The sequence below is a fragment of the Campylobacter sp. 7477a genome, assembly GCF_014892335.1.
Taxonomy (GTDB): Bacteria; Campylobacterota; Campylobacteria; order Campylobacterales; family Campylobacteraceae; genus Campylobacter_A; species Campylobacter_A californiensis.
In genome coordinates this window covers 19,903-45,872 of record NZ_JADBJH010000007.1, presented here as the reverse complement: position 1 = coordinate 45,872, position 25,970 = coordinate 19,903, and the positions used below count along the sequence as shown (strand labels likewise).

The 25,970-nt window shown below is 35.4% G+C and carries 33 protein-coding genes; 9 read left to right on the top strand and 24 right to left on the bottom strand.

Annotated elements, in window-relative coordinates; genetic code table 11:
* Positions 1 to 13 precede the first annotated feature (13 nt).
* The 10 genes from purH to rpmH form a co-directional block, all read right to left on the bottom strand.
* Complete coding sequence (gene purH / locus CCAL5182_RS04540; protein ID WP_336610379.1) at positions 14 to 1,546, bottom strand: bifunctional phosphoribosylaminoimidazolecarboxamide formyltransferase/IMP cyclohydrolase; 1,533 nt, start codon at positions 1,544 to 1,546, stop codon at positions 14 to 16.
* Between the two features lie 17 nt (positions 1,547 to 1,563).
* Complete coding sequence (gene purL / locus CCAL5182_RS04535; protein ID WP_169935601.1) at positions 1,564 to 3,759, bottom strand: phosphoribosylformylglycinamidine synthase subunit PurL; 2,196 nt, start codon at positions 3,757 to 3,759, stop codon at positions 1,564 to 1,566.
* Between the two features lie 105 nt (positions 3,760 to 3,864).
* Positions 3,865 to 4,326: a hypothetical protein gene (locus tag CCAL5182_RS04530; RefSeq protein ID WP_336610378.1), complete on the bottom strand. Its 462-nt coding sequence runs from the start codon at positions 4,324 to 4,326 to the stop codon at positions 3,865 to 3,867.
* A gap of 23 nt (positions 4,327 to 4,349) precedes the next feature.
* The gene (locus CCAL5182_RS04525; protein WP_336610377.1) at positions 4,350 to 4,928 is read right to left on the bottom strand and encodes an NAD(P)H-dependent oxidoreductase; all 579 of its coding nucleotides are present in this window, start codon (positions 4,926 to 4,928) and stop codon (positions 4,350 to 4,352) included.
* A gap of 20 nt (positions 4,929 to 4,948) precedes the next feature.
* Positions 4,949 to 6,286 carry a tRNA uridine-5-carboxymethylaminomethyl(34) synthesis GTPase MnmE gene (gene mnmE, locus CCAL5182_RS04520; protein WP_336610376.1) on the bottom strand — a complete coding sequence of 446 codons (1,338 nt, stop codon included), beginning with the start codon at positions 6,284 to 6,286 and terminating at the stop codon, positions 4,949 to 4,951.
* Complete coding sequence (locus CCAL5182_RS04515; RefSeq protein ID WP_169935593.1) at positions 6,267 to 7,334, bottom strand: Jag N-terminal domain-containing protein; 1,068 nt, start codon at positions 7,332 to 7,334, stop codon at positions 6,267 to 6,269. Before CCAL5182_RS04515 ends, mnmE begins: the two co-directional genes overlap by 20 nt.
* Positions 7,334 to 8,890 (bottom strand): membrane protein insertase YidC, encoded by a 1,557-nt coding sequence (yidC, locus tag CCAL5182_RS04510; RefSeq protein WP_336610375.1) that lies wholly within the window; start codon positions 8,888 to 8,890, stop codon positions 7,334 to 7,336. Before yidC ends, CCAL5182_RS04515 begins: the two co-directional genes overlap by 1 nt.
* Before the next feature lies 1 nt (position 8,891).
* The gene (gene yidD, locus CCAL5182_RS04505; RefSeq protein ID WP_169935588.1) at positions 8,892 to 9,233 is read right to left on the bottom strand and encodes a membrane protein insertion efficiency factor YidD; all 342 of its coding nucleotides are present in this window, start codon (positions 9,231 to 9,233) and stop codon (positions 8,892 to 8,894) included.
* On the bottom strand, positions 9,230 to 9,565 hold the full coding sequence (rnpA, locus tag CCAL5182_RS04500; protein WP_169936029.1) for a ribonuclease P protein component: 336 nt from the start codon (positions 9,563 to 9,565) through the stop codon (positions 9,230 to 9,232). The genes yidD and rnpA overlap by 4 nt, the downstream gene beginning before the upstream one ends.
* Entirely contained in the window at positions 9,553 to 9,687 is a 135-nt protein-coding gene (rpmH, locus tag CCAL5182_RS04495) for a 50S ribosomal protein L34 (RefSeq protein ID WP_002940373.1), read from the bottom strand. Before rpmH ends, rnpA begins: the two co-directional genes overlap by 13 nt.
* A gap of 122 nt (positions 9,688 to 9,809) precedes the next feature.
* Between rpmH and CCAL5182_RS04490 the strand changes: the two genes are divergently transcribed.
* Both CCAL5182_RS04490 and CCAL5182_RS04485 read left to right on the top strand, forming a co-directional pair.
* A complete protein-coding gene (locus CCAL5182_RS04490) occupies positions 9,810 to 10,481 on the top strand; it encodes a uracil-DNA glycosylase (protein WP_169971620.1) in 672 nt (223 codons plus the stop codon).
* The gene (locus tag CCAL5182_RS04485; protein WP_336610374.1) at positions 10,478 to 11,710 is read left to right on the top strand and encodes a hypothetical protein; all 1,233 of its coding nucleotides are present in this window, start codon (positions 10,478 to 10,480) and stop codon (positions 11,708 to 11,710) included. Before CCAL5182_RS04490 ends, CCAL5182_RS04485 begins: the two co-directional genes overlap by 4 nt.
* Here CCAL5182_RS04485 and CCAL5182_RS04480 read toward each other — a convergent pair.
* Genes CCAL5182_RS04480 through CCAL5182_RS04470 form a run of 3 tightly spaced genes read right to left on the bottom strand, consistent with a single transcriptional unit; the run spans position 11,641 to position 13,023 of the window.
* Complete coding sequence (locus CCAL5182_RS04480) at positions 11,641 to 12,057, bottom strand: YbgC/FadM family acyl-CoA thioesterase (RefSeq protein ID WP_336610373.1); 417 nt, start codon at positions 12,055 to 12,057, stop codon at positions 11,641 to 11,643. The genes CCAL5182_RS04485 and CCAL5182_RS04480 overlap by 70 nt on opposite strands.
* 11 nt (positions 12,058 to 12,068) lie before the next feature.
* The gene (locus CCAL5182_RS04475; protein WP_336610372.1) at positions 12,069 to 12,593 is read right to left on the bottom strand and encodes a tyrosine-type recombinase/integrase; all 525 of its coding nucleotides are present in this window, start codon (positions 12,591 to 12,593) and stop codon (positions 12,069 to 12,071) included.
* Positions 12,574 to 13,023, bottom strand: a complete 450-nt coding sequence (locus CCAL5182_RS04470; protein WP_336610371.1) for a hypothetical protein — start codon at positions 13,021 to 13,023, stop codon at positions 12,574 to 12,576. The genes CCAL5182_RS04475 and CCAL5182_RS04470 overlap by 20 nt, the downstream gene beginning before the upstream one ends.
* Positions 13,024 to 13,215: 192 nt before the next feature.
* Here CCAL5182_RS04470 and CCAL5182_RS04465 point away from each other — a divergent pair, with 192 nt between their 5' ends.
* The gene (locus tag CCAL5182_RS04465) at positions 13,216 to 13,893 is read left to right on the top strand and encodes a helix-turn-helix domain-containing protein (RefSeq protein ID WP_041135298.1); all 678 of its coding nucleotides are present in this window, start codon (positions 13,216 to 13,218) and stop codon (positions 13,891 to 13,893) included.
* A 348-nt stretch (positions 13,894 to 14,241) separates the two neighbouring features.
* Here the strand turns inward: CCAL5182_RS04465 and CCAL5182_RS04460 are convergent, their stop codons facing one another.
* Together CCAL5182_RS04460 and CCAL5182_RS04455 are read right to left on the bottom strand one after the other, a co-directional pair.
* Positions 14,242 to 14,727, bottom strand: coding sequence for a replication initiator protein A (locus CCAL5182_RS04460; protein WP_336610370.1), 486 nt, complete (start codon positions 14,725 to 14,727; stop codon positions 14,242 to 14,244).
* Entirely contained in the window at positions 14,727 to 14,996 is a 270-nt protein-coding gene (locus tag CCAL5182_RS04455; RefSeq protein WP_336610369.1) for a hypothetical protein, read from the bottom strand. The genes CCAL5182_RS04460 and CCAL5182_RS04455 overlap by 1 nt, the downstream gene beginning before the upstream one ends.
* A 183-nt stretch (positions 14,997 to 15,179) precedes the next feature.
* On the opposite strand from CCAL5182_RS04455, the gene CCAL5182_RS04450 reads away from it, so the two are divergent.
* Positions 15,180 to 15,362: a hypothetical protein gene (locus CCAL5182_RS04450; protein WP_336610368.1), complete on the top strand. Its 183-nt coding sequence runs from the start codon at positions 15,180 to 15,182 to the stop codon at positions 15,360 to 15,362.
* Here CCAL5182_RS04450 and CCAL5182_RS04445 read toward each other — a convergent pair.
* The gene (locus tag CCAL5182_RS04445; RefSeq protein ID WP_336610367.1) at positions 15,331 to 15,543 is read right to left on the bottom strand and encodes a hypothetical protein; all 213 of its coding nucleotides are present in this window, start codon (positions 15,541 to 15,543) and stop codon (positions 15,331 to 15,333) included. The genes CCAL5182_RS04450 and CCAL5182_RS04445 overlap by 32 nt on opposite strands.
* 343 nt (positions 15,544 to 15,886) lie before the next feature.
* Here CCAL5182_RS04445 and CCAL5182_RS04440 point away from each other — a divergent pair, with 343 nt between their 5' ends.
* From CCAL5182_RS04440 to CCAL5182_RS04425, 4 genes are all read left to right on the top strand, one after another.
* A complete protein-coding gene (locus CCAL5182_RS04440; RefSeq protein ID WP_336610366.1) occupies positions 15,887 to 16,552 on the top strand; it encodes a S24 family peptidase in 666 nt (221 codons plus the stop codon).
* A 447-nt stretch (positions 16,553 to 16,999) separates the two neighbouring features.
* Complete coding sequence (locus CCAL5182_RS04435) at positions 17,000 to 17,467, top strand: Panacea domain-containing protein (protein ID WP_336610365.1); 468 nt, start codon at positions 17,000 to 17,002, stop codon at positions 17,465 to 17,467.
* 1 nt (position 17,468) lies between these two features.
* The gene (locus tag CCAL5182_RS04430) at positions 17,469 to 18,341 is read left to right on the top strand and encodes a hypothetical protein (RefSeq protein WP_336610364.1); all 873 of its coding nucleotides are present in this window, start codon (positions 17,469 to 17,471) and stop codon (positions 18,339 to 18,341) included.
* 110 nt (positions 18,342 to 18,451) lie between these two features.
* The gene (locus CCAL5182_RS04425) at positions 18,452 to 18,880 is read left to right on the top strand and encodes a hypothetical protein (RefSeq protein ID WP_336610363.1); all 429 of its coding nucleotides are present in this window, start codon (positions 18,452 to 18,454) and stop codon (positions 18,878 to 18,880) included.
* A gap of 33 nt (positions 18,881 to 18,913) precedes the next feature.
* Here CCAL5182_RS04425 and CCAL5182_RS04420 read toward each other — a convergent pair whose 3' ends face one another.
* Entirely contained in the window at positions 18,914 to 19,186 is a 273-nt protein-coding gene (locus tag CCAL5182_RS04420; protein ID WP_336610362.1) for a helix-turn-helix domain-containing protein, read from the bottom strand.
* A gap of 461 nt (positions 19,187 to 19,647) precedes the next feature.
* Between CCAL5182_RS04420 and CCAL5182_RS04415 the strand changes: the two genes are divergently transcribed.
* Complete coding sequence (locus tag CCAL5182_RS04415; protein ID WP_171993356.1) at positions 19,648 to 19,821, top strand: hypothetical protein; 174 nt, start codon at positions 19,648 to 19,650, stop codon at positions 19,819 to 19,821.
* Positions 19,822 to 19,990: 169 nt separating this feature from the next.
* Here the strand turns inward: CCAL5182_RS04415 and CCAL5182_RS04410 are convergent, their stop codons facing one another.
* From CCAL5182_RS04410 to CCAL5182_RS04380, 7 genes are all read right to left on the bottom strand, one after another.
* Positions 19,991 to 20,251, bottom strand: a complete 261-nt coding sequence (locus CCAL5182_RS04410; protein ID WP_336610361.1) for a DUF4172 domain-containing protein — start codon at positions 20,249 to 20,251, stop codon at positions 19,991 to 19,993.
* A 515-nt stretch (positions 20,252 to 20,766) separates the two neighbouring features.
* On the bottom strand, positions 20,767 to 21,267 hold the full coding sequence (locus CCAL5182_RS04405; RefSeq protein ID WP_194239002.1) for a threonine/serine exporter family protein: 501 nt from the start codon (positions 21,265 to 21,267) through the stop codon (positions 20,767 to 20,769).
* 16 nt (positions 21,268 to 21,283) lie between these two features.
* Complete coding sequence (locus tag CCAL5182_RS04400) at positions 21,284 to 22,066, bottom strand: threonine/serine ThrE exporter family protein (RefSeq protein WP_169935579.1); 783 nt, start codon at positions 22,064 to 22,066, stop codon at positions 21,284 to 21,286.
* On the bottom strand, positions 22,063 to 22,539 hold the full coding sequence (locus CCAL5182_RS04395; protein WP_336610360.1) for a DUF4149 domain-containing protein: 477 nt from the start codon (positions 22,537 to 22,539) through the stop codon (positions 22,063 to 22,065). Before CCAL5182_RS04395 ends, CCAL5182_RS04400 begins: the two co-directional genes overlap by 4 nt.
* On the bottom strand, positions 22,536 to 23,366 hold the full coding sequence (prmC, locus tag CCAL5182_RS04390; RefSeq protein WP_336610359.1) for a peptide chain release factor N(5)-glutamine methyltransferase: 831 nt from the start codon (positions 23,364 to 23,366) through the stop codon (positions 22,536 to 22,538). Before prmC ends, CCAL5182_RS04395 begins: the two co-directional genes overlap by 4 nt.
* Entirely contained in the window at positions 23,356 to 24,555 is a 1,200-nt protein-coding gene (locus CCAL5182_RS04385) for a M48 family metallopeptidase (protein WP_336610358.1), read from the bottom strand. Before CCAL5182_RS04385 ends, prmC begins: the two co-directional genes overlap by 11 nt.
* 5 nt (positions 24,556 to 24,560) lie before the next feature.
* Entirely contained in the window at positions 24,561 to 25,937 is a 1,377-nt protein-coding gene (locus tag CCAL5182_RS04380; RefSeq protein ID WP_169971578.1) for a sodium-dependent transporter, read from the bottom strand.
* Between the last annotated feature and the right edge of the window lie 33 nt (positions 25,938 to 25,970).

Below are 25,970 nucleotides of genomic sequence, written 5' to 3'. Positions count from 1 at the left end.
TTTTTGTGAGATATTAATGCAAGAAGTGGCGAATGCCCGTAAAGTAAAGCGCCATACCGTATTCGTTTGCAGCTTCGATAACTTCATCATCTCTTATGCTACCTCCAGGCTCTACTATACATTTTACACCTACTTTATGAGCTATATCTATACTATCTCTAAACGGGAAAAACGCCTCACTAGCAAGTGTGCAACCATTTAGATTAATCCCCATATCTTTTGCTTTGGCAACTGCAGCACGAGCCGCATCCACACGACTTGTCATACCCATGCCAATAGCTACAACAGCGCTATCTTTTACATAAACTACACAGTTGCTTTTTGTAAGAGCGGCAACTTTCCAAGCAACATCAGCGTCCGATAGCTCTGCCTTACTGGCGGCTCTTTTGCTCATTAGTTTCATATTTTCAAGTTCCGCATCTTTAACGTCATCTCTTTCTTGATAAACAAAACCACCATCAACGCGTTTAAAGTCGTATTTGTCGTTTGCACGAACTAAGAATTTGTTATCTTGCGTGAAAATTTTAATACGCTTTTTACTTTCAAAAACAGCAAGCGCATCTTCATCTACATTTGCAGCGATAATTACTTCAACATAAATTTCATTGATCTTTTGTGCCAGCTCTTTATCAAGTGTGCCGTTTATCGCCACTACTCCGCCATAAGCAGACACCGGATCACACTTTAGTGCCTCAACATAACTCTCAAGCAAATTTGACTTTACTGCAAAACCGCATGGGTTAGCATGTTTGATAATCGCCACGGCAGGAGCTTCATTGAAGCTTGTCGCAAGCATTAAAGCGCCGTTTATGTCTGTTAGGTTGTTAAAGCTAACTTCGCCCTTTAGTGCGCGGAAGTTGTTGCTAAAGAAGTATTCAAATTCATAAAGCGCACCTTTTTGATGTGGATTTTCACCATACCTTGTATCAAAAACTTTATTTCCGACGATAAATTTAGACGCGCCAAATCCTCCGTTAAATCTATCGTTCATATAGTTTGCTATCATTGAGTCATATGCTGCCGTATGCTCGTAAGCTTTTATCATCAAGCTTCTTCTAAATTCGATATCGTCACGTTTTTCTCTAAGTCTTACTAAAATTTCGTCATAGTCAAGAACATCTGTAACTATCAAAACATCCTTGAAATTTTTAGCCGCACTTCTAACCATAGCAGGACCGCCGATGTCGATATTTTCGATGATCTCATCAAAATCATCAGTGCGAATAGTAGTTTGTTTAAACGGATATAAATTTACACAAACAAGGTCAATACCCTCAACTGCGTTTTCTTTTGCTTGAGCCACATGCGCCGCATCATCTCTTTTGTGTAAAATTCCGCCGTGAATTTTAGGATGTAAAGTCTTTACGCGACCTTCAAACATTTCCGGACTTTTAGTGACTTCTGCTACTTCAAGAGCTTTTACTCCGTTTTCATTTAGCATCTTATGAGTTCCGCCTGTAGATATCACTTCCCAACCAAGCTCTACAAGTCCTTTTGCAAACTCAACAATACCCTCTTTGTCGCTTACGCTAATTAACGCTCTCACTTCTTCTCCTTTTAGTTTTAGTCGTCTTGCTTAACAAGTCTTGTAAACTCGTTTAGATATATCTCTTTAATTTGCTTTAAATCTCTTTTAATGTCGTTTATTTCAAATTTATTACTTCCGGTAACACCTATCTTCACAGCCTTTACGCCGTATTTTTGTGCTAAAGATTTAAATTTATCTTCATCTTTTACTCCAACTATCGCACGAGAAAAGCTTTCGTCAAATACCCATCTTTTATCCTCAAAGTCGCAACTACAAGTAGCACCGATACCGCTCATGCAAGCCATCTTAGCCAAAGTCATAGCAACTCCGCCTGTGCCAATAGAATTTGCAAATTCAAGAATGTCGTTTTTATTTGCCTCTATCACAAGATCCCATAATGCTCTTTCTTGTTTATAATCAACGTCTTTTAACTCACCTGCTACGACGTTAAAAAGTGTTTTCATATATAAACTTCCGGCAAATTCTCCGCTTGTCTCGCCAAGAAGATAAATGGCTGTATTTTCGCCTTTAAATATGCTTGGTAAATTTTTATTAGCATCTTCATTTACACCGACATTAACGATCGCAGGAGTTGGATACACACTAACTCCATCCGTATCATTATAAAGACTTACGTTGCCGCTTACAACAGGAGTGTTTAGCTCGCGACAAGCCTCCTTGATACCCTCGCAACCTTGTGCAAATTGCCACATAACTTCAGGATTTTCGGGATTTCCATAGTTTAGGCAGTCTGTTATAGCAAGAGGCACGGCACCACTCATAGCTACCTTACGTCCACTTGCCGCAACAGCCATGGCAGCTCCTATTTTAGGATTTACATAGTTATGTCTTGGAGAGCACTCCATACCCATAGCTACAGCTCTACCGGTCTCTTTTACTCTTATTACACCTGCTCCCAAAAAGCCCGGTTGTTTTATTGTATTTGTTTGGATATTTGCATCGTATTGGTCATAGATAAATGATTTATTTAGCACGTGTGGGTCGCGAAGCAGTTTGTCAAAGGCTTCATCGTTGCTAACGGCCTTATAGTCGTTTATCGTTACATTTTTTATCTCATCAAGATACTTAGCTTTGGCAGTCGGACGATCGAGCACCGGAGCTGCTTCACTTAAAGGTTCGATAGGTATCTCTCCAACCAACTCGTTATGCCAGTAAAGCTCCATCTTACCGCTACTAGTTACCTCTCCGATAACTTCCGCATCAAGATCGTATTTATTAAAAATCGCTCTTATCTTCTCTTCATAGCCTTTTTTGGCACATATTAGCATACGCTCTTGGCTTTCACTAAGCATAAGCTCATACGGTGTCATGCCTTCTTCTCTCATAGGAACTTTATCAAGATGCATTTTTAAACCACTACCGCTACGTCCTGCCATCTCAAAGCTTGAACTCGTAAGTCCCGCAGCGCCCATATCTTGGATACCTATAATATAATCAGTCTTAAATAGTTCCAAACAAGCTTCCATAAGTAGCTTTTCGGCAAACGGATCTCCTACTTGAACAGTAGGACGAAGCGATTTGTTTTCATCATTAAAGCTATCACTTGCCATAACCGCACCACCAAGACCGTCACGACCTGTCTTTGAGCCGACATATATCACAGGGTTGCCAACACCTTCAGCTTTTGCGTAAAAAATTTCATCGCTTTTGCAAAGACCCAAAGCAAAGGCATTTACTAGGATATTGCCATTAAAGCTCTCATCAAAACTTACTTCGCCGCCGATAGTCGGTATGCCCATACAGTTTCCATAGTGTCCGATACCAGCTACCGAACCTTTGATAAGGTGGCGTTGATAGCGAGCAACTTTATCAGATCCTAAGAAATTTCCAAATCTAAGCGAGTTCATGTTAGCTACGACTCTTGCACCCATGGTAAATACATCGCGTAAAATTCCGCCAACTCCAGTGGCTGCACCCTGATATGGCTCGATAAAGCTAGGGTGGTTGTGGCTTTCCATTTTAAACACAGCCGCATATCCGTCGCCGACATCTATAACTCCGGCATTTTCACCAGGTCCTTGTATCACCCAAGGTGCTTTTGTCGGAAAACCGTTTAGGTATTTTTTACTTGATTTATATGAGCAGTGTTCGCTCCACATCGCAGAAAAGACACCAAGCTCAAGTAAATTTGGCTCACGTCCTAAAATCTTAAGAATATTTTCATATTCACCGTCGCTTATTTTATGAGCTTTTATCGTAGCCTTATCCATTTTTGCCCTTTGTGAGATTTTAGTCTATTTTACTCTAACAAGGCTAAAAAAAGGGTAAAATAACCGCTTTATTAAGCCTATGAATTTGTATCAAATTTGTGCATTTTAAGGTATAAGTCGGCTGTATTTTTCTTCAAGTTCGTCTATTTTAGAAATGATAAAATCATACATATCGCCGTCAAATTTACCTTCGTCAGTAAAAACTACTCCATCTATATCCACATACGCTTTGCTTCCGCCCTGCTCAAAAAAGCAAACAGACTCTGCGTTGAAATATTTTAGCTTCATCCATTCAGGAGTTTTTCCCTTGCTTATGCCGTAAACATAAATTTCATTAATTAGGCTATCATTTTCTTTTAAATTTGATAAAACTTCGGGGTTTATCTTTATAGCTATCATGCCAAGTGCGCAGACAAACTCAACCAAATCATCGCAAAGTCTAAATCCACAATGCTGCTCAAAGTCATTTACGGACATCAGATCGGCTGCATTTTCAGCAGCGTCCACATAACTAAACTCATCGCCTAACTCTAAAATTCTACTTTTTAAATTCTTTAAGCTTCCCATTTTTATCCGATCAAATTTTAAATTTAACCAAAAATTTTACTTAGATGGCTTTTGTAGTCGTTTATAAATTTTGGCACATCAGGCATTTTGATAACATCGTTACAGATAAAAGACACAAGAGGTTTAATACCTAAAAATTCATTTGCTTTTCTAAAATGCAGATAAACGCCATCTACTCCAACTCCCTCAAAGAATTCATTTTTATCCGTAAAGGCTTCAATCGGTGCATTCCAAGTAAGAGATAGCATGTGTTTTTTGCCGTTTAAAAGTCCGCCCGTTCCGTAATCCTTCGTAGGCGCAGTGCGATGACGACCATCACTTGCATACAATTTGCCATGACCAGCTGTGAAAACATCATCCATGTATTTTTTAACTATCCAAGGCTCACCCATCCACCAGCCTGGCATCTGCCAGATCACAACATCCATCCATAAAAATTTCTCGATCTCTTCTTCTATATTATAACCTGCGTCGATCACACACTCTTTTATCTCATGTCCCATCGCGCTTAAATACTCTTTGGCTGCCTCATGCAAAGTCTGGTTAAGCCTACCCTCTGAATGACCAAATTTTTTTCCACCGTTTATAAGTAAGATTTTCATATTATTCCTATTTTTAAAATTTATTTTCCTAAGCAAAAATTACTAAACATTTCATCTAAAATTTCATTTCGCTCAAAAGGTTTTGTTATCATGCTTATGTGTTTTATGGCAGAATTTATCTCATAAGCAAAGAGTTCAAGTTCGCTCTCATTAAGCAACTCTAATGCTCTTTTTATAGCATTAGAAGCATCCATACAGGAGTTTATTTGCATGCTTGAACTTAGTATTATTTCATCGCTATCTTGAGAGTTTAAGTATTGTTCTATCTCGCTTACAAGAAGCTCTGTGCTATTTTTGGCTGAAATTTTTAAGACATCTGGCAACTCAAGCTCAAATTTAATATCTAAATCGCTTTTATTTAAAACAAAAAAGACTTTTTTATTTAAGTCACTGACAAGTTCTAAAATTCTCTCATCTTGCTCGTCTTTAAAATTTGACCCGTCAAAAACAGCCAAGACGATATCCGCTTCTTCGATCGCCTTTAAAGAGTAACTAATGCCAATGTTTTCGACATTACCGGCATTTTTACGAATACCTGCCGTGTCTATTATACGCACCAAATGCGTTCCGATATTTAGATTTTCTTCTATCCTATCGCGAGTAGTGCCAGCCTCATCTGATATTATGGCTCTTTCATAGCTTAAGAGCGCATTTAAGATAGAGCTCTTGCCAACATTTGGCTTGCCAACTATTGCTATTTTAAAACCCTCTATCAAGCCTTGACGACTTTTGCTAAGAGCAACGATACGTTCTAATTTTGCGTGATTTTGACTTAACATCTCTGAAATTTGACTCATCAAATCACTTGGTAAATCATCATCGGCATAATCAATACTTGTCTCAACAAATGCTAAAGTTTTTACGAGCTCTGCTCTAAGCTCATTTGCATATTTGCTCAGATCACCTCTCATTTGACGAGCAAGAATTTTAACAGCGCCTTCACTTTTTGCATTTATTAACGACTGTATAGCATTTGCTTTAGCAAGATCCATCTTGTCGTTTAGAAACGCCCTATGGCTAAATTCTCCGCCTCTAGCAAGTCTAGCTCCGGCAGACAAAAGCTCGTTTAAGATCATGCGAACAACCATATATCCGCCATGCATTTGAAATTCAACCACGTCTTCGCCAGTAAAGCTAGCTGGAGCTTTAAAATAAATCATTATAGCTTCGTCTAAAAATTCACCATCAAGCGAGTAAATTTTACACAATGTTGCCATGCGAGGCATAAGTTCTGATTTTTTAGTAAGTTTTAGAGAGATATTAAGCGCATCGGCTCCACTTAAGCGGATCACACCTATTGAGCCGATACCGTTTGCCGTTGCTATCGCGGCGATAGTTTCATTTTTTAAAGAAATCATTTACAACTACAAATTTATCACTACCGTTTGATTTTATTCCAACATATTTTTCAGGGAAAGTAGCGCGCAGTTTCTCAAGTGCTATCTTAACCAACACGCCGTCAAGTGGCTTTGTCTGAGCCTTGCCGGTATTTTGCACACGTTCTATTATCGACGTTAGGTATTGATCTATCATAGCCTCTTGGTTTTTCAAAAATTCAGCTATCTCAAGACGGATAGATAAGTTATATTTGGTATTTAACCAATTATGAAGCAAGTATGATATAGCCTTGTATCTATAACCCTCTTTGCCGATAAGTAGAGCTGCGTCATCTCCGTCAAGCTCGATAAGAAGACATTCGTCACTAAATTTTGAAACCTCTATCTTGCTTATACTAAAGCAACTAGCATTTAAAAGTCTTGTTAGATCATTTTTGATTATCGGTAAAATTTCATCGAAATTTATACTATTTTTTTGTCTTTTATCCTCTTTTTCATCAACCTTGGCTTCATTACTATCTGTATTGAAATTATCAATTATAGAGGTATCAAGGATATCTTTTTGCTCTCGTTTTTGAGGCTTTACTTCAGGAGTGTCGATACGTTTTATGATGTATTCTGGTTTTTCCTCTTTACTTTCACTGCTATCCACACCAAAAGCATCCTGTGCCAATGCGTTATTTTTGTCACTTAAGCTTTTCTTTGCTCCATTTTGTGCAGAGTGTTTATTTTTTTTATTTTTTCCGTTACGCCTGCGTTCCTCTTTTGGTTTGTCCTCTTTTTTGTCGGCTCTACCGTCTTCTTTTTTATTTTCGATATGTTTTTTGTCTAAATTATGCTCGCGTTTTTCGTGTTTTTGCTCTTTTTTACGCTCATCATGACGATCATTTTGTCTGTGATTTGACTTTTTTTCTATATCGGCTTCAATAATGGCATTTTTTTTAAAAAAACCCAAAAAACCGGAACTTGGATGTTGGATAACTTTAATATCAAGTTCGGTCACAGAGCATTTTAGCTCCGTAGCCGCTTTTTGAAAGGCCTCTTGTAAATTTGAAGCTTCGATACGCATTATGCTTTTACCTCCGCTTTTTTCTGTTTTGCAAAAAGTTTATTAACAAAAATTTGCTGAATAACAGAACAAACGTTGTTTATAAACCAGTAAAGTGTAAGGCCCGCAGGGAAGGTCACAAAGAAAAATGTAAATATTAGCGGTAAAAATTTCATTATCTTTTCTTGCATAGGGTCGCTAAATGTTGTTGGTGTAAGTCTTTGCTGTAAAAACATAGTTACACCCATTAAGATAGGCAAGATAAAGTATGGATCCATCACAGAAAGGTCATGTATCCACAGTATCCACTCAGCGCCTTTAAGCTCGATCGCATTTAATAAAACCCTATAAATCGCGAAAAATACAGGAATTTGAAGTAGTATCGGCAGACATCCACCCATTGGGTTTGCACCGTGCTTTTTATAAAGCTCCATCATATGTGCGTTTAGCTTTTGCGGATCGCCTTTATATTTTGCTTGAAGCTCTTTTAGCTTAGGAGATAGTTCTTTTAGCTTGTTCATTGACAACATGCCTTTGTATGTTAGAGGGAACAATACTATCCTAATCACCAGTGTAAGAACAACTATTGCCCAACCCCAGTTGCCTATATGCGAATAAAGAAAGCTCAAAAATGCAAACATTGGTTTTGCTATAAAGCTAAACCAACCATATTCTACAACATCGGTTAGGCGTATATCTATCGCTTTTAACGCCCTATACTCTTTAGCGCCGATATATCCACTGCCTTTAAAATTTCCATTTTGTTTAATAAATGCTATTGCATTATTTTGTGGGTCTACGCTAGTAACAACATTTAAAGGCTTGTCAAAAGAGTAAAGCAAGGTTGTATAGTATCTATCCGAAGCAGCAGCTATATTTACGTCACTAAATGACTCTCCGCCATCTAAATCATCATCTTCAAGTATAGTAAGTTTCTCATCTGCATGTCTTAAAAGAACACCGTGGACCGTATAGCTATCAACCGAAACATTTGGTCTAAAACCAGGGGTTACAAAGTATTCGACTTCGCGGCTTAAATCAACATCAACATCATAACTTCCATCTGGTCTAAAGGTTATCTTTTTAGTTATAGTAAGACCGTCTAAATTTTGAGTTAAATTTACACTCCTACTAGTGCCATCAACACTAATCTCATTTACATCAGCGCTATAGTTTACATTAAAGGCTTGGTTGTTTATAGTTGTGTCGCTAAATCTAAGTTCAAGAGGCAAAGGAGACATTGCCGTTAGCTGAGTTCTTTCTCCATCTTCTGTTTTATATTTTTCTTCGTTAAGATAAAATTTACTGATACGACCTAGCTCATCGATATGAGCTTCATAATCTTTAGCCTTAACAACAACTAGCGTTTTATCGCTATTTGTACTTGATGTTTTTGGAGTTAAAGAGCCGTTTTGAGATACGGGAGCTGAATTTGAAACTGATGTTTGCGCTTGAACGGTTTGATTTTGTTCATTTGGAAGCGTCTTTGGGATAAAAAAATAATCATAAACGATAAAAAAGACAAAGGATAAAAGAGTTGCGATAAGCACCCTTTTTTGTGTCGATAGGTTATTCATTTTAATGTTTTCCTCTTAATGAATCTAAAACTTTTATAACATAAAATTTACTATTTTTACAAGGAACCAACCAAAATTCAATATCTGCAACTTTATCCTGCTTTGATAGTGAAATGGATGTAAATTTTTTGCCTACAACAGGGTAATCTATACCACCTTTAAATAGTTGATTGCACCTTAGAATTCTCATAAGGACAGCAAAAGAAGCTAAAAAAATATTATTATTTTTAAATTGCCAAACGGCGTATTCCGAGCAAGAAGGATAATAGCGACAGGATTTAGGAAGAATTTTAGAAATGTAGTTTTGGTAAAATTTAATACACAAAATCGCAAATTTATTCATTTCAGGCATCCTAATTTCTTAAGCGACCAACGCACATTTTTTTGAATTTTATCAAACCTAAACTCATTAAGCCCATTTTTTGCTACTATGACGTAAATGCCGCTTTCAAGTTCGTCACAAACTTCTAAAAAAACTGCACGTAACAATCTTTTCGCCCTATTGCGGACGACCGCTTTTCCTACTTTTTTACTAGCTACTACTGCTAATTTGTTCTGGATTGAAGGTTTATAAAAAAGGACACAGACTTCACTGTGCCATCTTTTTGCATCTTTATAAACCGATGAGAATTCTTTTGAGTCGCTTAAAGACTCAAAGTTTGCTAAGCTGCCAATCTTTTTCTACCTTTAGCACGTCTAGCATTTATAACTTTACGACCATTTTTAGTTTTCATTCTTAAACGAAAACCGTGAGTGCGTTTTTTAGGGGTTTTGTGAGGCTGATAAGTCCTTTTCATCTCTTTCCTTAAAATTAATATAAAAGCGTGATGTTATCAAAAAAATACTTAAATTCCTTTGAATATAACTAAAATCAGACACAAGTATTAAAATTTTAAGCAAATTAAAATATAATACCAAAATGGAAATTTCGCAAAAAAACGAAACACTAAAAAAGTTATATTTTTTAAAAGCTATCGGATATAAATTTATAAATGAAAATTTTATTTTTTCGCAAAAAATATCCGAATTTGCCGATGTGGACGAACTAAATCATCAAATTTCACAATGCAATTTATGCCACCTTAGAAAGTCCGCAAATACGGCCTTACTAGGATATGGCAACAAGCAAAGCAAGATAATGTTCGTCTGCCTTGCTCCAAGTCCAAATGCCGATAAAAACGCAGAGTTGGTTTCTGGGATGCTTGGCGCAAAATTTAGCGAACTGGTCTTTAACTCGCTAAATCTTAACAAAGATGAGTTTTATGTAAGTTCTATCTTAAGATGTAAAAATCTAAATTTAGAAGGCAAAGATATGGCAAATGATGAGTGTTTTGAACTTTGCAGACCTTACCTAATGGAAGAAATAGAGCTCATAAAACCAAGCATAATCATAACTCTTGGAGAAGAGGCGTTTTTTAAGCTTTATGGGCAAAATATTGCAAATACAAATTTCAAGAGCCTTAGAGGAAGTGTTTTAAAATTTCAAAACACCCTCTTAATGCCTACGTATTCGGTAATGTGGCTTATGAAAAACCCTAGTTTTGAAGATGTTTTTTGTGCTGATTTAAAAAAGATAAAAGGTATGATATGAAAAAAATTATTATAGCTCTTACGGCGATTTATTTTTGTGCTTTTGCCAAAACCCACATTATGCCAAATATCACTCCAGCAAGTATCCAATATATAAATTTAGAGCCGGATTTTTGCGATATAGCCTGTCTAAACGAGCTTTTAGAAAGTGATATGTTAGCTAGTTTTATGGCTAGATTTGAGCCAAGCGTTATAAAGGATCAAAACTTAAGCATGATGTATGCAAGCCTTGGTGGAAACATCCCGTTTGTCGCTGACGGATCAAATAAAATAGCTGTCATCATCCCACAAAAAATCATAAAATCATATACAAACGTAATAACTGACGCGATAGTCTCCTATGCAGCGCAAACAAATGCAAAAATTCAAATCGAATTTATCTTTTGCGGGGATGAGAGCGAAAGCTCGGTATCAAGTGCTCTAGACCAAGCAAGAGCACGCAACATCAGCTACTTTATAGCTCCTTTTACGAAAAACGGTTTTAAAATTTTAAAGAAAAATTTAGAGCAAAAAGAGTTTGCATTTATACCGACTATTAATGTTAGAGCAAATGGAGAAACAGCGCCAAACATCGTCTTTGGCGGTATAGACTACGAAGCTCAAATAAGAGTTTTAATGAGTATGGCAAATGATAAAATTACTGCTTTTAGCGATACAAGCTATCTTGGAAATTTACTAAACGACTATACGAGACAATCGAGCAATGGTGAATTTTACGATGTACAAATCGACTCAAAAGAGTTAAATTTAGACGAATACCTAAATAACAAAACCAAATACAACAACACAAGCATGTTTTTAAATTTACCAACTATCAAGGCTTCTTTGATAGCTACGCAAGCAAGAGGTTACGAGATCGCTCCACACGCTCTTCTTAGTACACAAATAAACTACACTCCGCATATCTTTAACTCCATAGATGAAAAAAATAGGCAAAATTTATATATTGCAAACTCCATAAGCGAGATCAATGATGAACTTTTAGCCACAACCGCGCTCTTTGGCGTGAATTTAAATTTTAACTGGATAGCCTACTCTTCAAATATCGGACTTGAATACATCTATACAAATTTTATAGACACTGCCAAAAAAAGGGTCTTTCATGAAAGCATACAAAGCTCACAAGTCGGATACGATATAAAAATTTATGAAGCAAAGGGCTATAAATTTTCGCCAGTCAAACTCATGGAAGAAGAGATAAAAGACAACAATTCCTCACTTAGCCTTTGAGGCTTGCCGTCCTTTAAAAAGGCAAGAGTTACGTTCATGGCAAATACCGACTCTAGCTTTGTTTCGCCGTTTATATCGCCTATTCTAAAAATTTCTTGGCGTAAAACAAGCGAAGCCTTTTTGATCTCTAAAACACTTGTTTTAATCTCTAGCAGATCACCCAAAACAGATGGCTTTATAAATTTAGCCTCTAGCGAAGATACTACAAAATGGCTACTTGGCAAGAAGAATTTTCTACCTGCCGTAAAAAACAAGTCGCTCCTTGCTCGTTCACAAAATTTAATATAATTTGCATGATATACTATCCCACCTGCATCGGTATCTTCATAATAAACTCTCAATTTCACTCTATATTCCCCTATTTATCGGCTTTTGAGCCACTATCAAAAATATTCGCTCCAAAATTTGCTCCAATTTTGGATATTTTTTCAAGTCTTTCGTCTTCGCCTTTTTTAATAAACTTAGTGTAATACATCAAAGTTGTTTGAGTATCTTTATGCCCCAATGTTCTACTTACCCAAGTTATATCTTCACCAGCTGCTATAAGCTGTGAAGCAAATGTATGCCTAAGATTATACAGTTTTCTAACCTGGATCTTATTTGCTTTTAAAACCTTTTTTAGCCTTAAATTGATGATGTCATGGGAATAAAATGGCTTTTTTGTGTTAATAGAGTTCAAAAAATCTTGATCAATTTCTCCTAGCTGCTGCACCTTATATTTAGAAAGTGCACTTTCTAGTTTAATTATTTCACTTCTAATTACATTTTCTGCATCCTGAGTGATATATTCATCAAGTAATAAGCCTCTTAAATCGTCCATCTCTTTTTTGAGTGCTTTTATAGAAGCTAAATCTTGTTTTATTTTATCGACACTCAAATCCATCTTCTTCCTCCATTCTCATCTCCTCGTCATATCTTGTTACTATCGTATTCTTCAGATCAATATAATTTTTGTATCTTGGATCAAATAGGTTCTTAAGCTCTGAAATATATCTATCCATAAGCCACCTAGTAGCTTCTTCCGTAGAACAAATCCTTGAAGCTAGTCCTCCGCATCCAAGTAAAGCTCTAAAAAGCCATTTATTCAGTTTTAACCGCATATTGTTTTCTACCAAAGATGCAAAATCATCTACTCTGTATGCTAACCATTGCCATTGATTGTCAATTTTTAAAATCTCTTTTGCATACTCTCTTGCAGCACCACCACTACCCCAAAAAGGATTTTCAATCTTTGATGCAACATCTTCTACAAAAGTGATTGGATCTGGCCACCTCTTTGCAAAAAGCAAAGGATAAATTTCTTTTGAAATCATAATCTCCTCCATAAGCACAATAATGTTTCTTGTAACAAAATATTACATTAGTAAATATAAAATTTCACTTAATTAAATGTTGTTATAATCAATATAATACATACTTTAAATGCAAATAGGCACATTTTAATGTATATTTATAGTTATTTATGTATAATATTTTTCGTCTTATATCATTAAAGAGGATTAGTTATGATTGGAGAAAGAATTAAAATCATAAGAGAAGCTCACAAGTTATCTCAAAAAGATTTTGCAAGTAAAGTAAATATATCTCTTAGAACATTACAAACATATGAGCAAGGAAAAGTAGAAGCAGTACCATTTCCAGTACTAAAAGATATTGCTGAAAATTTTCATATCAATTTAGATTGGATGTTTTTCGGTGATGGATTGATGTATAAGGTTCTAAATGAGCAACTACAAGTATCCCCTTATTTTACAGAAGCACTATCTATTGCAGAAAATGAGCAAGAGATTGAAAATTGTTTAAAGCAATTTACAAAAGAAAAAATCATTGCTAAGATGTTCCCAGAAAGTGAAAATTTTATTGGTCAAATGATAAGTATCATCTTTCCAAAAACAGAAAGGTTAATCCTCTTTTTATACAGAGTATTAAAATATATTGAGCAAGACAGTATAGAAATAAAAAACGAGCAATATAAAGAGTTTTTAATATCCAAAATTGAGAACTTTGATCTGCTTGGTATTCAAAATATTGGTCACGCTTTTACAAAATGGGATAAAAACAAGCTCATTTCACTAGCTGAAAGCTTGACGGAAAATGAATGCAAAATCATCCTTGATGATATTGCCAAGTCTATAGACATATTAAAAAGTAATCTTGATTTTCTAAATAAGATTACTTACTAAATTTTCAAAGGGCTATTTCAGCCCTTTTCTCTTACAGTATCTATAAAAACCTACATAGCTTATCTGAACATCATCTGGCATTTTAGAACTTAATATTTTCCAAATACTTCTTAAACTTGCACCAGTTTTTACATTTTTGCTTCAAGCTCTTTAATTTTTGAATTTTGTTCATCTATCTTACTATTACATAAAGCCAGATTAGTTTCATTAAGAGTATTTTTAAGGATATATGTAGCTACTTGGTCATTAGCTATAGTTAACTGTTTAGTTAGACTCTGATTTAAACTAAATAGTATAAAGCACATCCTGTAAAAAAATATGTTATGGTTGTATCAATAATATCTACTGCTAGTGCTGTTGGCAGTTATTAACATCAAAATCATCTATATCATCACAAAGCACAAAAGGCGTGTGTATATCTGTGGATTGTTTTAAGCTGCCTTGATTATTTGCTCCCCAACCATACACTCTTTTTTTGCCATTTTCTTTTTCACAAATAGCATAAAAGCACTGTCCGCTATTTTTTATATCAATTACTTTTTCATTATCTGGGATATTAACATCAAGCTCATTTATTAGCCTTGAGATTTTATCCAAGCTCCACGCGTTGCGTTTTTCTTGTATGCTTTTACGCGTTAGGTAGAAGTATATACGTCCAGCTTCATCCACCCATTTGTTTTGTTTTGAAAGCTCCCACATATTACGCGCCATAGTGTAAAGTATGATAGCCCCATCACTTAGTCCGTTTATCTCATATACCCATCTGTAAAGTACATCAAATTTTGAGTTTTCTAGGTCTTGCAGTGTTAGGGCTGTGCTTAGGTCAGGTTGCATTATGCTATCCTTTCTACGACTTTTAATACTTCGTTTCTGTGTCTGCTTATTTTGTCTATCTTTGTGCCAATTACCATTAGACGCCCTTTTTTTAATAGCTCATTAGACCGTCCAGTTACGCTATTTATAGGCTCGTTATTTGCACGCGATATTTCTTGCCTTGTAGCCCCATTGGGGTATTTGGCAAACATTTCAAGTATCTTTCTTTGTTTTTCCCCTAGCTCTGGATTTATTGCTTTGTATGCCTCTCTTGAAGTTTGTGCGATCATTCTCTCCCCTTTAAAATTTACTTTAAAAACCGCCCTTTGGAGGAAGGGAGAATTTGGACGGTTGTTAAAATAAACGTAGTGCTTAGGAAGCAATATTTCTGTAAAATAAATTTGACTTTCACATAAGCCCTTTAGTAAAATTGCAAAGCGACCAAGCCAAGAAATCTAACTTAAAGGACTTATATGACAGACAAAGAAATTGCACTAGAACTAACAAAAATTGTCGTAAACCATACAAGATTAAAAACTCATACCGATATTCGCGAGCATGACAACGACTACAATGAAATTCCCAAAGTAGATGTTGCAAAAGAGCTTGCAGATATTTACAATACTATTTACGCCCAAATTCACGATCAAGAATAAATTTTCGGCGCTTTAGCCGCTCATCGTAATTAAATCTGCTTATGATGAGCCCAATCATCTTTGTTTGGTCGCTCTCGTTGAGCTTTCTTAATTTTTTAGATATTTTTATAAACATCTTGTCAAAGCGCTTAATTCTTTCTTTGGCGCTCAACTCTTTTCCCCGTGAAATTTCGTTATTCATTTTTTAACCTTTTTTGTTTGCTTAGCTTCTTGTTCGGATAGCCAAGCACGTATGTTTTCCCAGGCTTCAAATGGTACGCCCAACTCAGCCCAGGCATTTTTCATTATTTCATACCTTGGTTGTAGCCTAAAATTTGGTCTTAGTATCTGCTTCACTGTTTCATATTTGTAAAATCCGAGTAAAAAATCTTTTAAAATTTTATATGTAATAACTTTTTTCATAAAGTGAAGTGTATTATAATTCCACTTAAAATAAATTTAAAAAGTGGTATTTAGATACTCTTAATTTCAAATGAAAATATTATATAATAGTGGATATATAATCCACTATTAAGGAAAATATCATGAGTAAAAATTTTAACTTTTTGTTGGTAAAACAAACTATGAAAAAACTTGAGATAACACAGCAAGATTTAGCTGATTTTTTGACTAGCAGGGGGATTGTAACGCCTATTGACACCGTTAAATCGTGGTTTAGGAGTGATGACAGCCGCAGGGCTGTGCCTGAAATACCTAGAATAAAGTTGATAGGAGAATTTTTAAAATTAGATGCTAATCAGATGATTTTAGGTTTTGATGACGTTATCCCAGTAAAACAAATCCCTATCGTAGGAAGTGCTAGTTGTGGCATACCTGACGCAAACGCACTCCAAGAAACGGACATATACACATACACTCTAGCCAAAGACTGGAACGGTGAAATGTATGCCGTTATTGCCAATGGCGACAGTATGAGCCCTATGATAGAGGATGGCGATCAAGTGATTTGCGATCCAGCTCTTGATATTATGGACGGCGACTTAGTGCATTATCAGGTTAATGGAGAGAGTGCTATTAAAATTTACAAAAAAGATACCAAAAACAAACAGCATGTTTTTATCCCAGCAAACCAAGATTTTGAAGCTAAAAGATTTGATATAAAAATGGAAATTCGTATGATAAAAGTAACAGACATACAAAGGTCAGTAAGGAATAACCGAAAAGCTAGGCTTAGGGCATTAGGGTTTTAAAAGGCGACGAGTTAGATAGCTTGGTAATTGTAGGGATTGTTAGATGCAAATTTAATATGAATGTTAAGTTTTTTTCTTAGTAAATTATTATAAATTAATGGGAGGCTGACATCATCGGTCGCCCCGTCGGCTCATACTCTATAAATTCGAAGAGATTTTAACCGCAAACAACGCTTAAGAATTTTGGGGCTTGAGTAGATGGGTGGGGATTAAAAGATAAAGACAATTGAAACCCATTGAAGTTTATTAAAATCAATAGAAAGTTATAAAAATTATGGAACTTTTGGTAAAAATTTGATACAATTTGTGTAAAAACTAGCAAAAAATTGGCATTTTCTGCTACAATTCGGAAAATTTTTTGGGAAGTTCTTTTAAAAAACTGCACTTTTAGGGCATAAATTGTCTTAAAAAATAAATAAAATAAAGAAAAACTTGAAAGGAGCAAAAATGAAAGCGTTAGACGTGGCCGCTCATATTATAAATCGTTGCATTGATATGGGAACTCCTATAAGTAATTTAAAGTTACAAAAAATCATGTATTTTCTTGATATAACGTACTTGATTAATAGACATCGACGGCTTATAGATGACAACTTTGAAGCTTGGCAATATGGTCCTGTTATAGAGGAAGTTTATGATAGATATTCTCCGTATGCAGCAAATTTTATAAACATAAGGCAAGATCCGAATGAAGATTTCCCACAGGATGATCTACAAAGAATAAACGCCAAAATTGACAATCTTGCCAATACTGATGTATGGAGACTTGTGGAACTAAGCCATAAATCAGATTCCCCTTGGAAAAAAACATACAAAGAGGGGCAAGGAAATCACGAAATAATAGACAATAGTTTATTATTTGAATATGCCGAAACTATAAGAAAAAAGAGAGAAATTAATGGCGTCAAAGAGTGATGTGTTCTCTTTTGATGATGAAAACGATAAAAAAGAAGTTGTCAGCAATAAAGAGACCACGGACGAGAGATTGTTGTCTTTTTTAGGAGAAATAGCAAAAGAGCTTGAGCATGAGAGCCAATATACAAATTTAATAAACGAACTAAAAGAAATTTATACAAACGACTTTAGGCATAGTTATTCAAAAATAAATCAGCAGTTAATGGATATTTCAAATGGCAACTTGGTTTTACTAGACCTAATGGCAAATAATATCTCAGAAATAAACAAGATAGTATCAAGGGAACATAGCAATAATAAAGAGGACGAATTTAGCAAAAAAATATTTAAATTATTTGACCATATAAACTTAGAAAGAAATAGAATATACTTTACGACACACAAGGCAAAAGAAGCATTAGATCAAGCAAAAGAAGCAACCGAAAAATCAAAGGAGGCAATCAATAATACAAAAAGAGAGTTTAATAAAATACAGAGCAAGCTTAACAAAACCCAATCTCATTACATAACAATTTTAGGTATATTTGCTTCAATCATAATTGCTTTCGTTGGAGCATTTACTTTTTCCACTTCTGTATTAAATAATATAGATAAAGTAAGTATTTATAGACTAATCGGCATTATTTGCATATTGGCGGTTTTTATAGTAAACATTCTAAACTCATTGTATTCTTTTGTCAGACAGATACATTATGGCAAAATCAATAAAGCTACTAATTTTAATTTTACTAAGTGGTTTAATATTATAATGTTAGTAATTATAATATTAACAGCTTTTACATGGTACTTATTTCATCCGTATGAAAACAATACTAGCAAAGATACTAATATTAACCTTAATATCCCCGGTATCAGTCTTAGCCCACCCCGCTAAAATCATCAAAATTTCCGACGGCGATACCATTACCGTGCTAACACCACAAAAAAGAGTGGACTATCTTGACGAGTTTTGATATAATTTTGGATATTTTTTAAGGGGGTATTATGAGAAATTTATTATTGTTAGTATTAATGGCTGTGTTTTTTGTGGGGTGTGGAGCTAAGGGGCCGCAATTTACAGAATTTAAACAAGTGGAGGCTGATAAATCTCTACTTTATGTTTACAGAGAAAGCGTTTTGGCTGGTGGTGGCGTTTTTTATGATATTCACGTAGACACACAAGACACAAATACAACGATAGGTACTTTAAAACACGGTGGTTATCTAGAGGCTGTTATAGAGCCAAATATTAAAACAGAAATATGGGCTAAGACAGAAGCTAAAGAGACTTTGACTATTACGCCAAAAGCTAAAGAAATCTACTGCGTAAAAGGCGGTTTAGGTATTGGCTTTTTTGTAGGTCATCCAAAACTTAGCCTTGTTGATTTAGAAACTTGTAAAAAAGAAATAGCCAAAACGCAACTATCACAATAAAAAAAGTTATAGAGACGTAAGGTAGCGATACTCTCACACTATCGCTACTCTTTTACCACACGCCTTAATGTAGTTTAGAAATGTCTTATACTTGATATTATACGCTCCACTCTCTATCCGTGCGATAACAGGCTGGCTTACGCCCATCTTTTTTGCTATTTGCGCTTGAGTTAGCCCTGCCTTACTTCTAGCCTCTATTAAAGCATCTATGGCTTTAAACTCATCTTCTAGCGCATCATATCCGCGTTTAAACTCAGGGTTTTTTAACTCCTCGTTTAAAACTTCTCTAAAATTAATTGTTGCCATTTTTAAATTCCTTAGCAAACTCCACGCGCCACATTTAGCACCTTTCTTTTATTCTTAGACACGTTATAGCATATATGTTATAAATGCCAACCTATGAGAATTTAAAACTAAAATGTAGAAATATTTTTATAAGTGTATTTTTTATCCACTTTTTAAGATGTATTTAAGTGGAATTATATTACACTTTCACTATCCAAACAAGGATAAGGCCGGATGAGCGAGATTGTATCGACCTCTTGACCGACAGAGCCTGAAACGAGAAAGTTTCAAATCTGGTTTTAATCGGAAGCACCACAGCAGAAGGTGCGAGCATTCGGAGGCAAAAAGCCAATGATTGCACCTGCCGTTTTAACAAAAAAACGACCAAGTACCAGCCCTGATAGTTGCACGTTCAGGGGTAGAAAAATCCGTGCAAATTTTAATATGTAAAGAGATATAAATTTATTGACAAAGGAGATACAATGAAAGAACAGAAGTTTGTAATCAAAAAAGGCACGATAATCAAGATAAAAGGGTTGCCGTTTGAATTAGTGCAAGATACTAAAGTATCGGGAACTTATGAGAACTACAAATTAGCCTTTAGCCAGTCGGAGCATTCTTTGCCAAAACCGGACCAGGCGGCGCCGCTTCCGTAAGCAACAACAAGCAAGGTATCGTTAGCGTCCATATACGTTTTCAAATAATCCCTAACTTGAACGCTAGAATAGTTTGTTTTTATTAGCCAAGTAGAGTCTAGGCAATGCCACCAACTGCCTAGCCTTTTAATGGCTTCGTGTAATTCGTTATAGTTTTGTCCTTGCTTGTTTAAGTGTTAGCATCAATAAGGATATCTACATAATTATCCTCTTTTTTCAAAGCTTTATAGTGTTGCTGTGATTCTAACCCTAACTTTTGCTTGATAGATGAACGAACACTTTGTCGATTAAGTATCTCACCCTCTATTTCACAACTTGCTATGATCTCATTTTCTAAAGCTTTTGCTATTGAATGTTTTGAACTCTCTTTATCCATCAAAAGCATAAAGGATTTTAATTTGCCTTGTTCATAAGCAATATCTATTAACAATAGGTTGTTTTCGTTACTCAAATTCATTAAAATTTTAAATTTTTACCAACCTCTTTAGAGGTATATAGGCTTTTCGTTACTCACCAAAATAAATCGTTACTTTCTATATATATGCTATTTTCGTTACTCATTTTTTGAATTTGCATCAATTTTTACTCAAGATGATTATTTCTAAATTATTGATTTGTACAGTTGAAGATACAGGCACTACTTCTTCCCTTAATACCTAAACCAAGATAAGTCAGATAAGTCATTTTAGCTCGGATAAGTCCTATTTATGGTTATTAAGGAAGAAGAGTTTATTTTCAGATAAGTGATTTTTCTTTCGGATAGGTCATTAAAAAAATGACATTTCAAAATGGCATCTTGGGCTTAAAAATCGCTCCAAATTCGCTCCAAAAAGTTCTCAAAATTTAACTTTTTTTACGAAATAGAAAATTAGAAAGCCCTGTTTTTAAAGTATCTTTACGGAAATTTAGAGAAAGAAGAGTTTTCGTAATAAATTTTAACTCTCACTATCTTACCTCTTTTCTAGTTTTTATATCACACCTTGCGCCGCGAGTTATCATTAAAGACTGCTCGTAAAAAAGCAAAAGAGTTATAGAAACACCAACTCCCATAGCTATCGCCACACCTGCGGTCGTAAGTGCGTTATCAAAAAATATTATAAGCAAATTTGTCTTTTCGCTTGCATCATCGCTTTTTATAAACGAAAAAAGCGCAAGTATACTTTTATACGCGTAAATTCCTGGAACCATCGGCAAAAGCGCCGGAAATGCGATAATCTCAGCCGGCACCTTAAGCCTTTTTGCAAAAAACATACCAAGTATCCCTGCTAAAAACGACGCTATCAAAGTCGCCACCGTGATGTTAAGAATTTGCATCTGAAGTATCAAAAATCGACTAGCATGTGATATCGCGGCGATGAGTGCGGAAAATGCCAACGTTTTAGCAGGAGGCGAACTCGCATATGCAAAGCCTAGTCCCGCAACAGCTGCAAACAAAGCATCTATCATGGTTGCTAAAAATAGTTCAAACACCAATTAGTCCTATATTTGAGATAGAAAGCGTCATATAAACACCGATGGCTATACATAAGATGAGTATACCCGTGCTAAAGGCGCGACTTATGCCGACAAGTATATTTTCGTTTAAAATATCAAATATCGAATTTATCATAAAAATTCCAGGCATCATAAACAAGATACTAGAACCTATGGCGACATCAGGCGTCGTGGAAAATCCAAAATGAACTCCCAAATATGCTATAAATGACGATATGAATGAGACGATTATGTATTGAAGTTTTAAATTTACGCTAAATTTAGCAAGCAAAAATCTACAATAAAACCCTATAAATGTAGCCACAAACACAGAGATCACAGCCCCCAAATCACCACCAAAAAGCTTACAAAAAGCCGAATTTGCAAGCGTTATAAAAATGAGCGTTTTAGCAAAAGAGTTATTTTGATGAGTTATGATATCGGCAAAATGCTCCTTTGCTACTTCAAGACTAAATCTATCATCATATATCTGCCAACTAAGTGCGCTAAGTTCCGAGATAAGTCTAAAATTTACAACAGAAGTCGCGGTGCTTTTAACATAAGTCCGCCTAATAGAGTTATCAAGCGGGTCCATAACGCTAATGGTAAAATTTCTAACAAATATCGTTAAACTAACATCATAACCATAAGCCCTTGCTATACGACCAACACAACGATCGATCCTTGCGGTATACGTGCCGATACTTAGCATTTTTGTAGCGTATTCGATCAAAAAGTCGGTAACGGCTTGGATATGAGGTTTTTCTTTCATGCCTGACTTTTAGGTTTTATCGCACTTATAAAAAATAGTAAAGTCTGTGCCATAAGCATTAACTTCATTACGTATTCGCTTGCTTTATGCATAGCGTCAAACTCGGCATTGCCCATCGTCATCTCTTCCCCCATAGCTTGTGCAGCGATGATAAAATCCGTAAAATAAAACACAAAAGCAAGAGCGAGCGATAAATTTATAAACGCCAATGCAAAGCTTGAAATTTTAATATAAAAGCTTGTTTTTCCTTTTGGACCAAATAGCTCAAATAACAATGCAAATGCACTCACAAAAAGCAAAGCGTAATTATACTTGATAAAAATTTGCGTCATTATCACTCCACTTTCAAAGTGAGTAAGCGGGCTTTCTCCCATATATCTTTGCGGATAAAATATCGCAGGAGCTACAAATACACCAAGAGCAAGCTCCACACCAATAAGTCCAGCCAATAAAAACAAATACACGTTTTTCATACTTTCCCTTTAGTTTTATTTAAATTTTTTGCAATAAATCCGCGGTCAAATCCGGCTAGATCCGTATAAAACTCCGCACTAAATCCATAAAATTTCAAACACTCACCCATCGCTTTTTTTTGGTCATATCCCATCTCACAAGCAAGATATCTAACACCTTTTTGACTTGCGATCCTTACTATATCTTTTAAAATTTCATCGCCTTTTTCACCGCCAAAAAGTGCGGTTTTAGGCTCGTTTAAAACCCATTTGTCAAGCTTGTAATCATTTGCGATGTAGGGTGGATTTGAAACTATGATATCAAACTTCTCATCCACTGTGTTTAAAAACTCGGTTTTTACAAATTTTATTTTATCCGCTACGTTAAATTTTAACGCATTTTGCTTTGCATTTTTTAGCGCTATTTCACTGATATCGGTTGCAACTATACTTGTGTCTAAATTTAAAGCCAAACAAACGCTTATTATCCCACTTCCTGTGCCGATCTCAGCGATTTTTGGATTATCAAATTCCTTTGATAGCTCAAGCACTTTTTCAACTAAAATTTCAGTCTCTGGTCTAGGGACTAAAACTCCGCTAAGCACGTCAAATTCAAGCGAGTAAAACGAGACAAGACCCGTTATGTATTCAAGAGGTTCGCCATCTTTAAAACGCTCTATCAAAGCAAAATATCCGCTCTCGTCTTGCAGTTCGTTTTTTAAATTTAAAAAAAGCTCGTTCTGGCTTACCTTAAGGTGAAATAGCATTAAATTTCTTGCTACGTTTGCACCGCTTTCGTGGATCTTAAGCTCGCTTCTAGCCTTTACTAAAGCCTCTTCAATCCTCATTTTCAAGCTCATTTATACGTTCAACAAGACTTGGATGCGAGTGATATAGTATCGCATAAAGCGGATGTGCAAGCGGGAAAGCTTTGTTTTGACTGCCTAACTTTTTAAGCGCATTTATCATACTTTGCCTATCTTTTGTTTTTGCACCAAATTTATCTGCATTAAACTCATTTTTACGACTTATATATGAGATAAATGGGCTAAATATAGGACTAAATATAGGACTAAATAAAAGCAAAAACACTATCACGGCACCACCACCGCTCATACCTAGCGCGTCATAAGCGCCTTTATTAATATTACCAAATACTCCAAAAAGACAAAACAACATAAGCGAACTTAAAGCTATCATTTTTAAAATATCCTTATGTTTAAAATGCCCCAACTCATGTCCTAAAACAGCTATGATCTCATCCACGCTTAGTTTTTTGATAAGCGTATCAAAAAGAACCACGCGTTTTGTAGCACCAAGTCCTCCAAAGTAGGCATTTAGACGATTATCGCGTTTACTTGCATCTATCACAAAAACACCACTACTTTTAAAGCCAAGAGAGGTTAGTAAATTTTCGATATTTGACTTTAGTTCGCCGTCTTCAAGCGGAGTTACTTTGTTAAAAATAGGAGCTATAACGGTTGGATAAATGATGTTTATTATCAAAATGATGCCAAAGCTTATCAAAAATGCCCAAAACCACCAAAGTTCGCCAAGTGCCTCAAGACAAAACAGAAGCAGCCAAACAAACGCCGAGCCAAAAACAAGCGTTAACGCGAGCGATTTTATCGTGTCTATGATAAAAATTTTAGCTGTTACGTTTGAAAAACCGTGCTTTTTGTCTTTTATAAATTTTTCATAGACATTAAATGGCAAATCAAATAAAGAATTTATGATCAAAAAACTCATTACAAAAACGATGTATTCGGTATTTGAGGCTGTTTTGACAGTAGCTTCAAATAAAATTCTAAGACCAAAAACAAGCCAAACAATACTAACAAAAGTACCAAAAATAAGAGAGGCAAGTTCAAATTTTTGATTATCTATGGCAATTTTAGCCGCGTTTTTATACTCGGCTTCTTCTAAAACAACGGCAGGCTTTAAACTCTCTTGTTTGATAAATTTAATCTGCAAAAACGAAACATAAGCCTTAAAGGCAGCATAAAAAACGAATAAAACTACAAAAAAACCAAGCATTTAACCTACTTTATAAAATTATCATAAAATGAACTGATGAATACGATTAAAATAATAAAAGGAATTATAAATTTAACATACCAGTGCCAAAAATTAACGATCTTAACGCACTTTTCACTACCTTTTAAAATTTCAGCTTTCGCTTCATCGCCTAATACCCAGCCTACAAACAAGGCGCATCCAAGCGAAGTAAGAACGAAAAATATCGTCGCACTTATCGCGTCATAGGCATCAAATATATTTTTACCAAAGATTGTAATATGAGAAAGTAAATTTGTAGCCATTAGACTAGGGATATTGCCCAAAACAAAAATTCCTCCAAGAACTATAAATATCGCCTTTTTACGGCTTACTTTAAATTTTTCCTGTAAGGTTGTTATCATAACCTCATAAATCGGAAGCGATGTTGTAAGTGCCGCTATCATTAAAAGCGTAAAAAACGCCGTCGCGATAAGGCTACCAAACGGCATATGAGAGAAGACTATCGGTAAACTTTTAAAGACAAGACTTGGACCGCTGTTTGGCTCGATACCAAAACTAAAGAGAGAAGGAAATATTATAAAGCCAGCAAGCACGGCGATAGCCGTGTTTAAAATGCCAGTTATCACTGAAATTTTAACAAGACCTTCGTCTTTTTTTACAAAGCTAGAAAGTGTTATCATCACGCCAAAACCAAGTGATAAAGCAAAAAATACCTGTCCCAAAACGTCGATAAACAGCTTCATATTTATCTTAGAAAAATCTGGCGTAAGATAAAATTTAATGCCTTGCGCAGCTCCATCAAGAGTTATGTTTTTAGCAACCATTGTTAGCATAAGTAAAAACAAAATCGGCATTAGATATTTTGCTGCCTTTTCTATACCTTCAACCGCTCCTTGCACCAAGATAACGTAGTTTATAAGAACAAAAACAAGGGTTGCAAAACTGATAGTCATTGGGTTGTTTATGATATTTTGATTATAAAATTCTGTTGTTTGCGTGATAGTTATGATATTTGATAAGTCAAATAATCCAAAGATGATCTGCCCGATATAGCTTAAAACCCAACCACCGATAACCATATAATAAGACATAATGCCAAACGCACCAAGTAGTCCCATCCAGCCTACTATCTTCCAGTATTTAGCGATACGCTTGCCGTTTGCCATACCGCTAAATGCATCAACCGCATTGACCTTTAGACGTCTGCCGATAGCATTTTCAACCAATATCATGGGAATTCCTATCACTATCATCGCCACAACAAATGTGAGCACATACGCTCCTCCGCCGTTTTGTCCAACCAAATAAGGAAACCTCCACGTTGCACCAAATCCAACGGTAGCACCTGCAACAGCTAAGATATATGTGAGTTTTGAACTCCAGTTTTGCCTCTTTTTCATTTCTTGTTCCGTCTATAAATTTTAAAGCAAAGA

What these genes read in the sequence shown, in the direction of transcription:
- yidC (WP_336610375.1), bottom strand. Translation starts at nt 8,890, where the DNA reads ATGAATAACCTATCGACACAAAAAAGGGTGCTTATCGCAACTCTTTTA.
- CCAL5182_RS04435 (WP_336610365.1), top strand. Translation starts at nt 17,000, where the DNA reads ATGAAAGCGTTAGACGTGGCCGCTCATATTATAAATCGTTGCATTGAT.
- CCAL5182_RS04460 (WP_336610370.1), bottom strand. Translation starts at nt 14,727, where the DNA reads ATGCAACCTGACCTAAGCACAGCCCTAACACTGCAAGACCTAGAAAAC.
- CCAL5182_RS04425 (WP_336610363.1), top strand. Translation starts at nt 18,452, where the DNA reads ATGAGAAATTTATTATTGTTAGTATTAATGGCTGTGTTTTTTGTGGGG.
- CCAL5182_RS04420 (WP_336610362.1), bottom strand. Translation starts at nt 19,186, where the DNA reads ATGGCAACAATTAATTTTAGAGAAGTTTTAAACGAGGAGTTAAAAAAC.
- CCAL5182_RS04395 (WP_336610360.1), bottom strand. Translation starts at nt 22,539, where the DNA reads ATGAAAAACGTGTATTTGTTTTTATTGGCTGGACTTATTGGTGTGGAG.
- CCAL5182_RS04450 (WP_336610368.1), top strand. Translation starts at nt 15,180, where the DNA reads ATGACAGACAAAGAAATTGCACTAGAACTAACAAAAATTGTCGTAAAC.
- CCAL5182_RS04525 (WP_336610377.1), bottom strand. Translation starts at nt 4,928, where the DNA reads ATGAAAATCTTACTTATAAACGGTGGAAAAAAATTTGGTCATTCAGAG.
- CCAL5182_RS04400 (WP_169935579.1), bottom strand. Translation starts at nt 22,066, where the DNA reads ATGAAAGAAAAACCTCATATCCAAGCCGTTACCGACTTTTTGATCGAA.
- mnmE (WP_336610376.1), bottom strand. Translation starts at nt 6,286, where the DNA reads ATGATTTCTTTAAAAAATGAAACTATCGCCGCGATAGCAACGGCAAAC.
- CCAL5182_RS04415 (WP_171993356.1), top strand. Translation starts at nt 19,648, where the DNA reads ATGAAAGAACAGAAGTTTGTAATCAAAAAAGGCACGATAATCAAGATA.
- CCAL5182_RS04475 (WP_336610372.1), bottom strand. Translation starts at nt 12,593, where the DNA reads ATGGATTTGAGTGTCGATAAAATAAAACAAGATTTAGCTTCTATAAAA.
- CCAL5182_RS04445 (WP_336610367.1), bottom strand. Translation starts at nt 15,543, where the DNA reads ATGAATAACGAAATTTCACGGGGAAAAGAGTTGAGCGCCAAAGAAAGA.
- prmC (WP_336610359.1), bottom strand. Translation starts at nt 23,366, where the DNA reads ATGAGGATTGAAGAGGCTTTAGTAAAGGCTAGAAGCGAGCTTAAGATC.
- rpmH (WP_002940373.1), bottom strand. Translation starts at nt 9,687, where the DNA reads ATGAAAAGGACTTATCAGCCTCACAAAACCCCTAAAAAACGCACTCAC.
- CCAL5182_RS04455 (WP_336610369.1), bottom strand. Translation starts at nt 14,996, where the DNA reads ATGATCGCACAAACTTCAAGAGAGGCATACAAAGCAATAAATCCAGAG.
- CCAL5182_RS04485 (WP_336610374.1), top strand. Translation starts at nt 10,478, where the DNA reads ATGAAAAAAATTATTATAGCTCTTACGGCGATTTATTTTTGTGCTTTT.
- CCAL5182_RS04515 (WP_169935593.1), bottom strand. Translation starts at nt 7,334, where the DNA reads ATGCGTATCGAAGCTTCAAATTTACAAGAGGCCTTTCAAAAAGCGGCT.
- CCAL5182_RS04440 (WP_336610366.1), top strand. Translation starts at nt 15,887, where the DNA reads ATGAGTAAAAATTTTAACTTTTTGTTGGTAAAACAAACTATGAAAAAA.
- CCAL5182_RS04380 (WP_169971578.1), bottom strand. Translation starts at nt 25,937, where the DNA reads ATGAAAAAGAGGCAAAACTGGAGTTCAAAACTCACATATATCTTAGCT.
- CCAL5182_RS04465 (WP_041135298.1), top strand. Translation starts at nt 13,216, where the DNA reads ATGATTGGAGAAAGAATTAAAATCATAAGAGAAGCTCACAAGTTATCT.
- purL (WP_169935601.1), bottom strand. Translation starts at nt 3,759, where the DNA reads ATGGATAAGGCTACGATAAAAGCTCATAAAATAAGCGACGGTGAATAT.
- CCAL5182_RS04405 (WP_194239002.1), bottom strand. Translation starts at nt 21,267, where the DNA reads ATGATAGATGCTTTGTTTGCAGCTGTTGCGGGACTAGGCTTTGCATAT.
- CCAL5182_RS04530 (WP_336610378.1), bottom strand. Translation starts at nt 4,326, where the DNA reads ATGGGAAGCTTAAAGAATTTAAAAAGTAGAATTTTAGAGTTAGGCGAT.
- CCAL5182_RS04385 (WP_336610358.1), bottom strand. Translation starts at nt 24,555, where the DNA reads ATGCTTGGTTTTTTTGTAGTTTTATTCGTTTTTTATGCTGCCTTTAAG.
- yidD (WP_169935588.1), bottom strand. Translation starts at nt 9,233, where the DNA reads ATGAATAAATTTGCGATTTTGTGTATTAAATTTTACCAAAACTACATT.
- CCAL5182_RS04470 (WP_336610371.1), bottom strand. Translation starts at nt 13,023, where the DNA reads ATGATTTCAAAAGAAATTTATCCTTTGCTTTTTGCAAAGAGGTGGCCA.
- CCAL5182_RS04490 (WP_169971620.1), top strand. Translation starts at nt 9,810, where the DNA reads ATGGAAATTTCGCAAAAAAACGAAACACTAAAAAAGTTATATTTTTTA.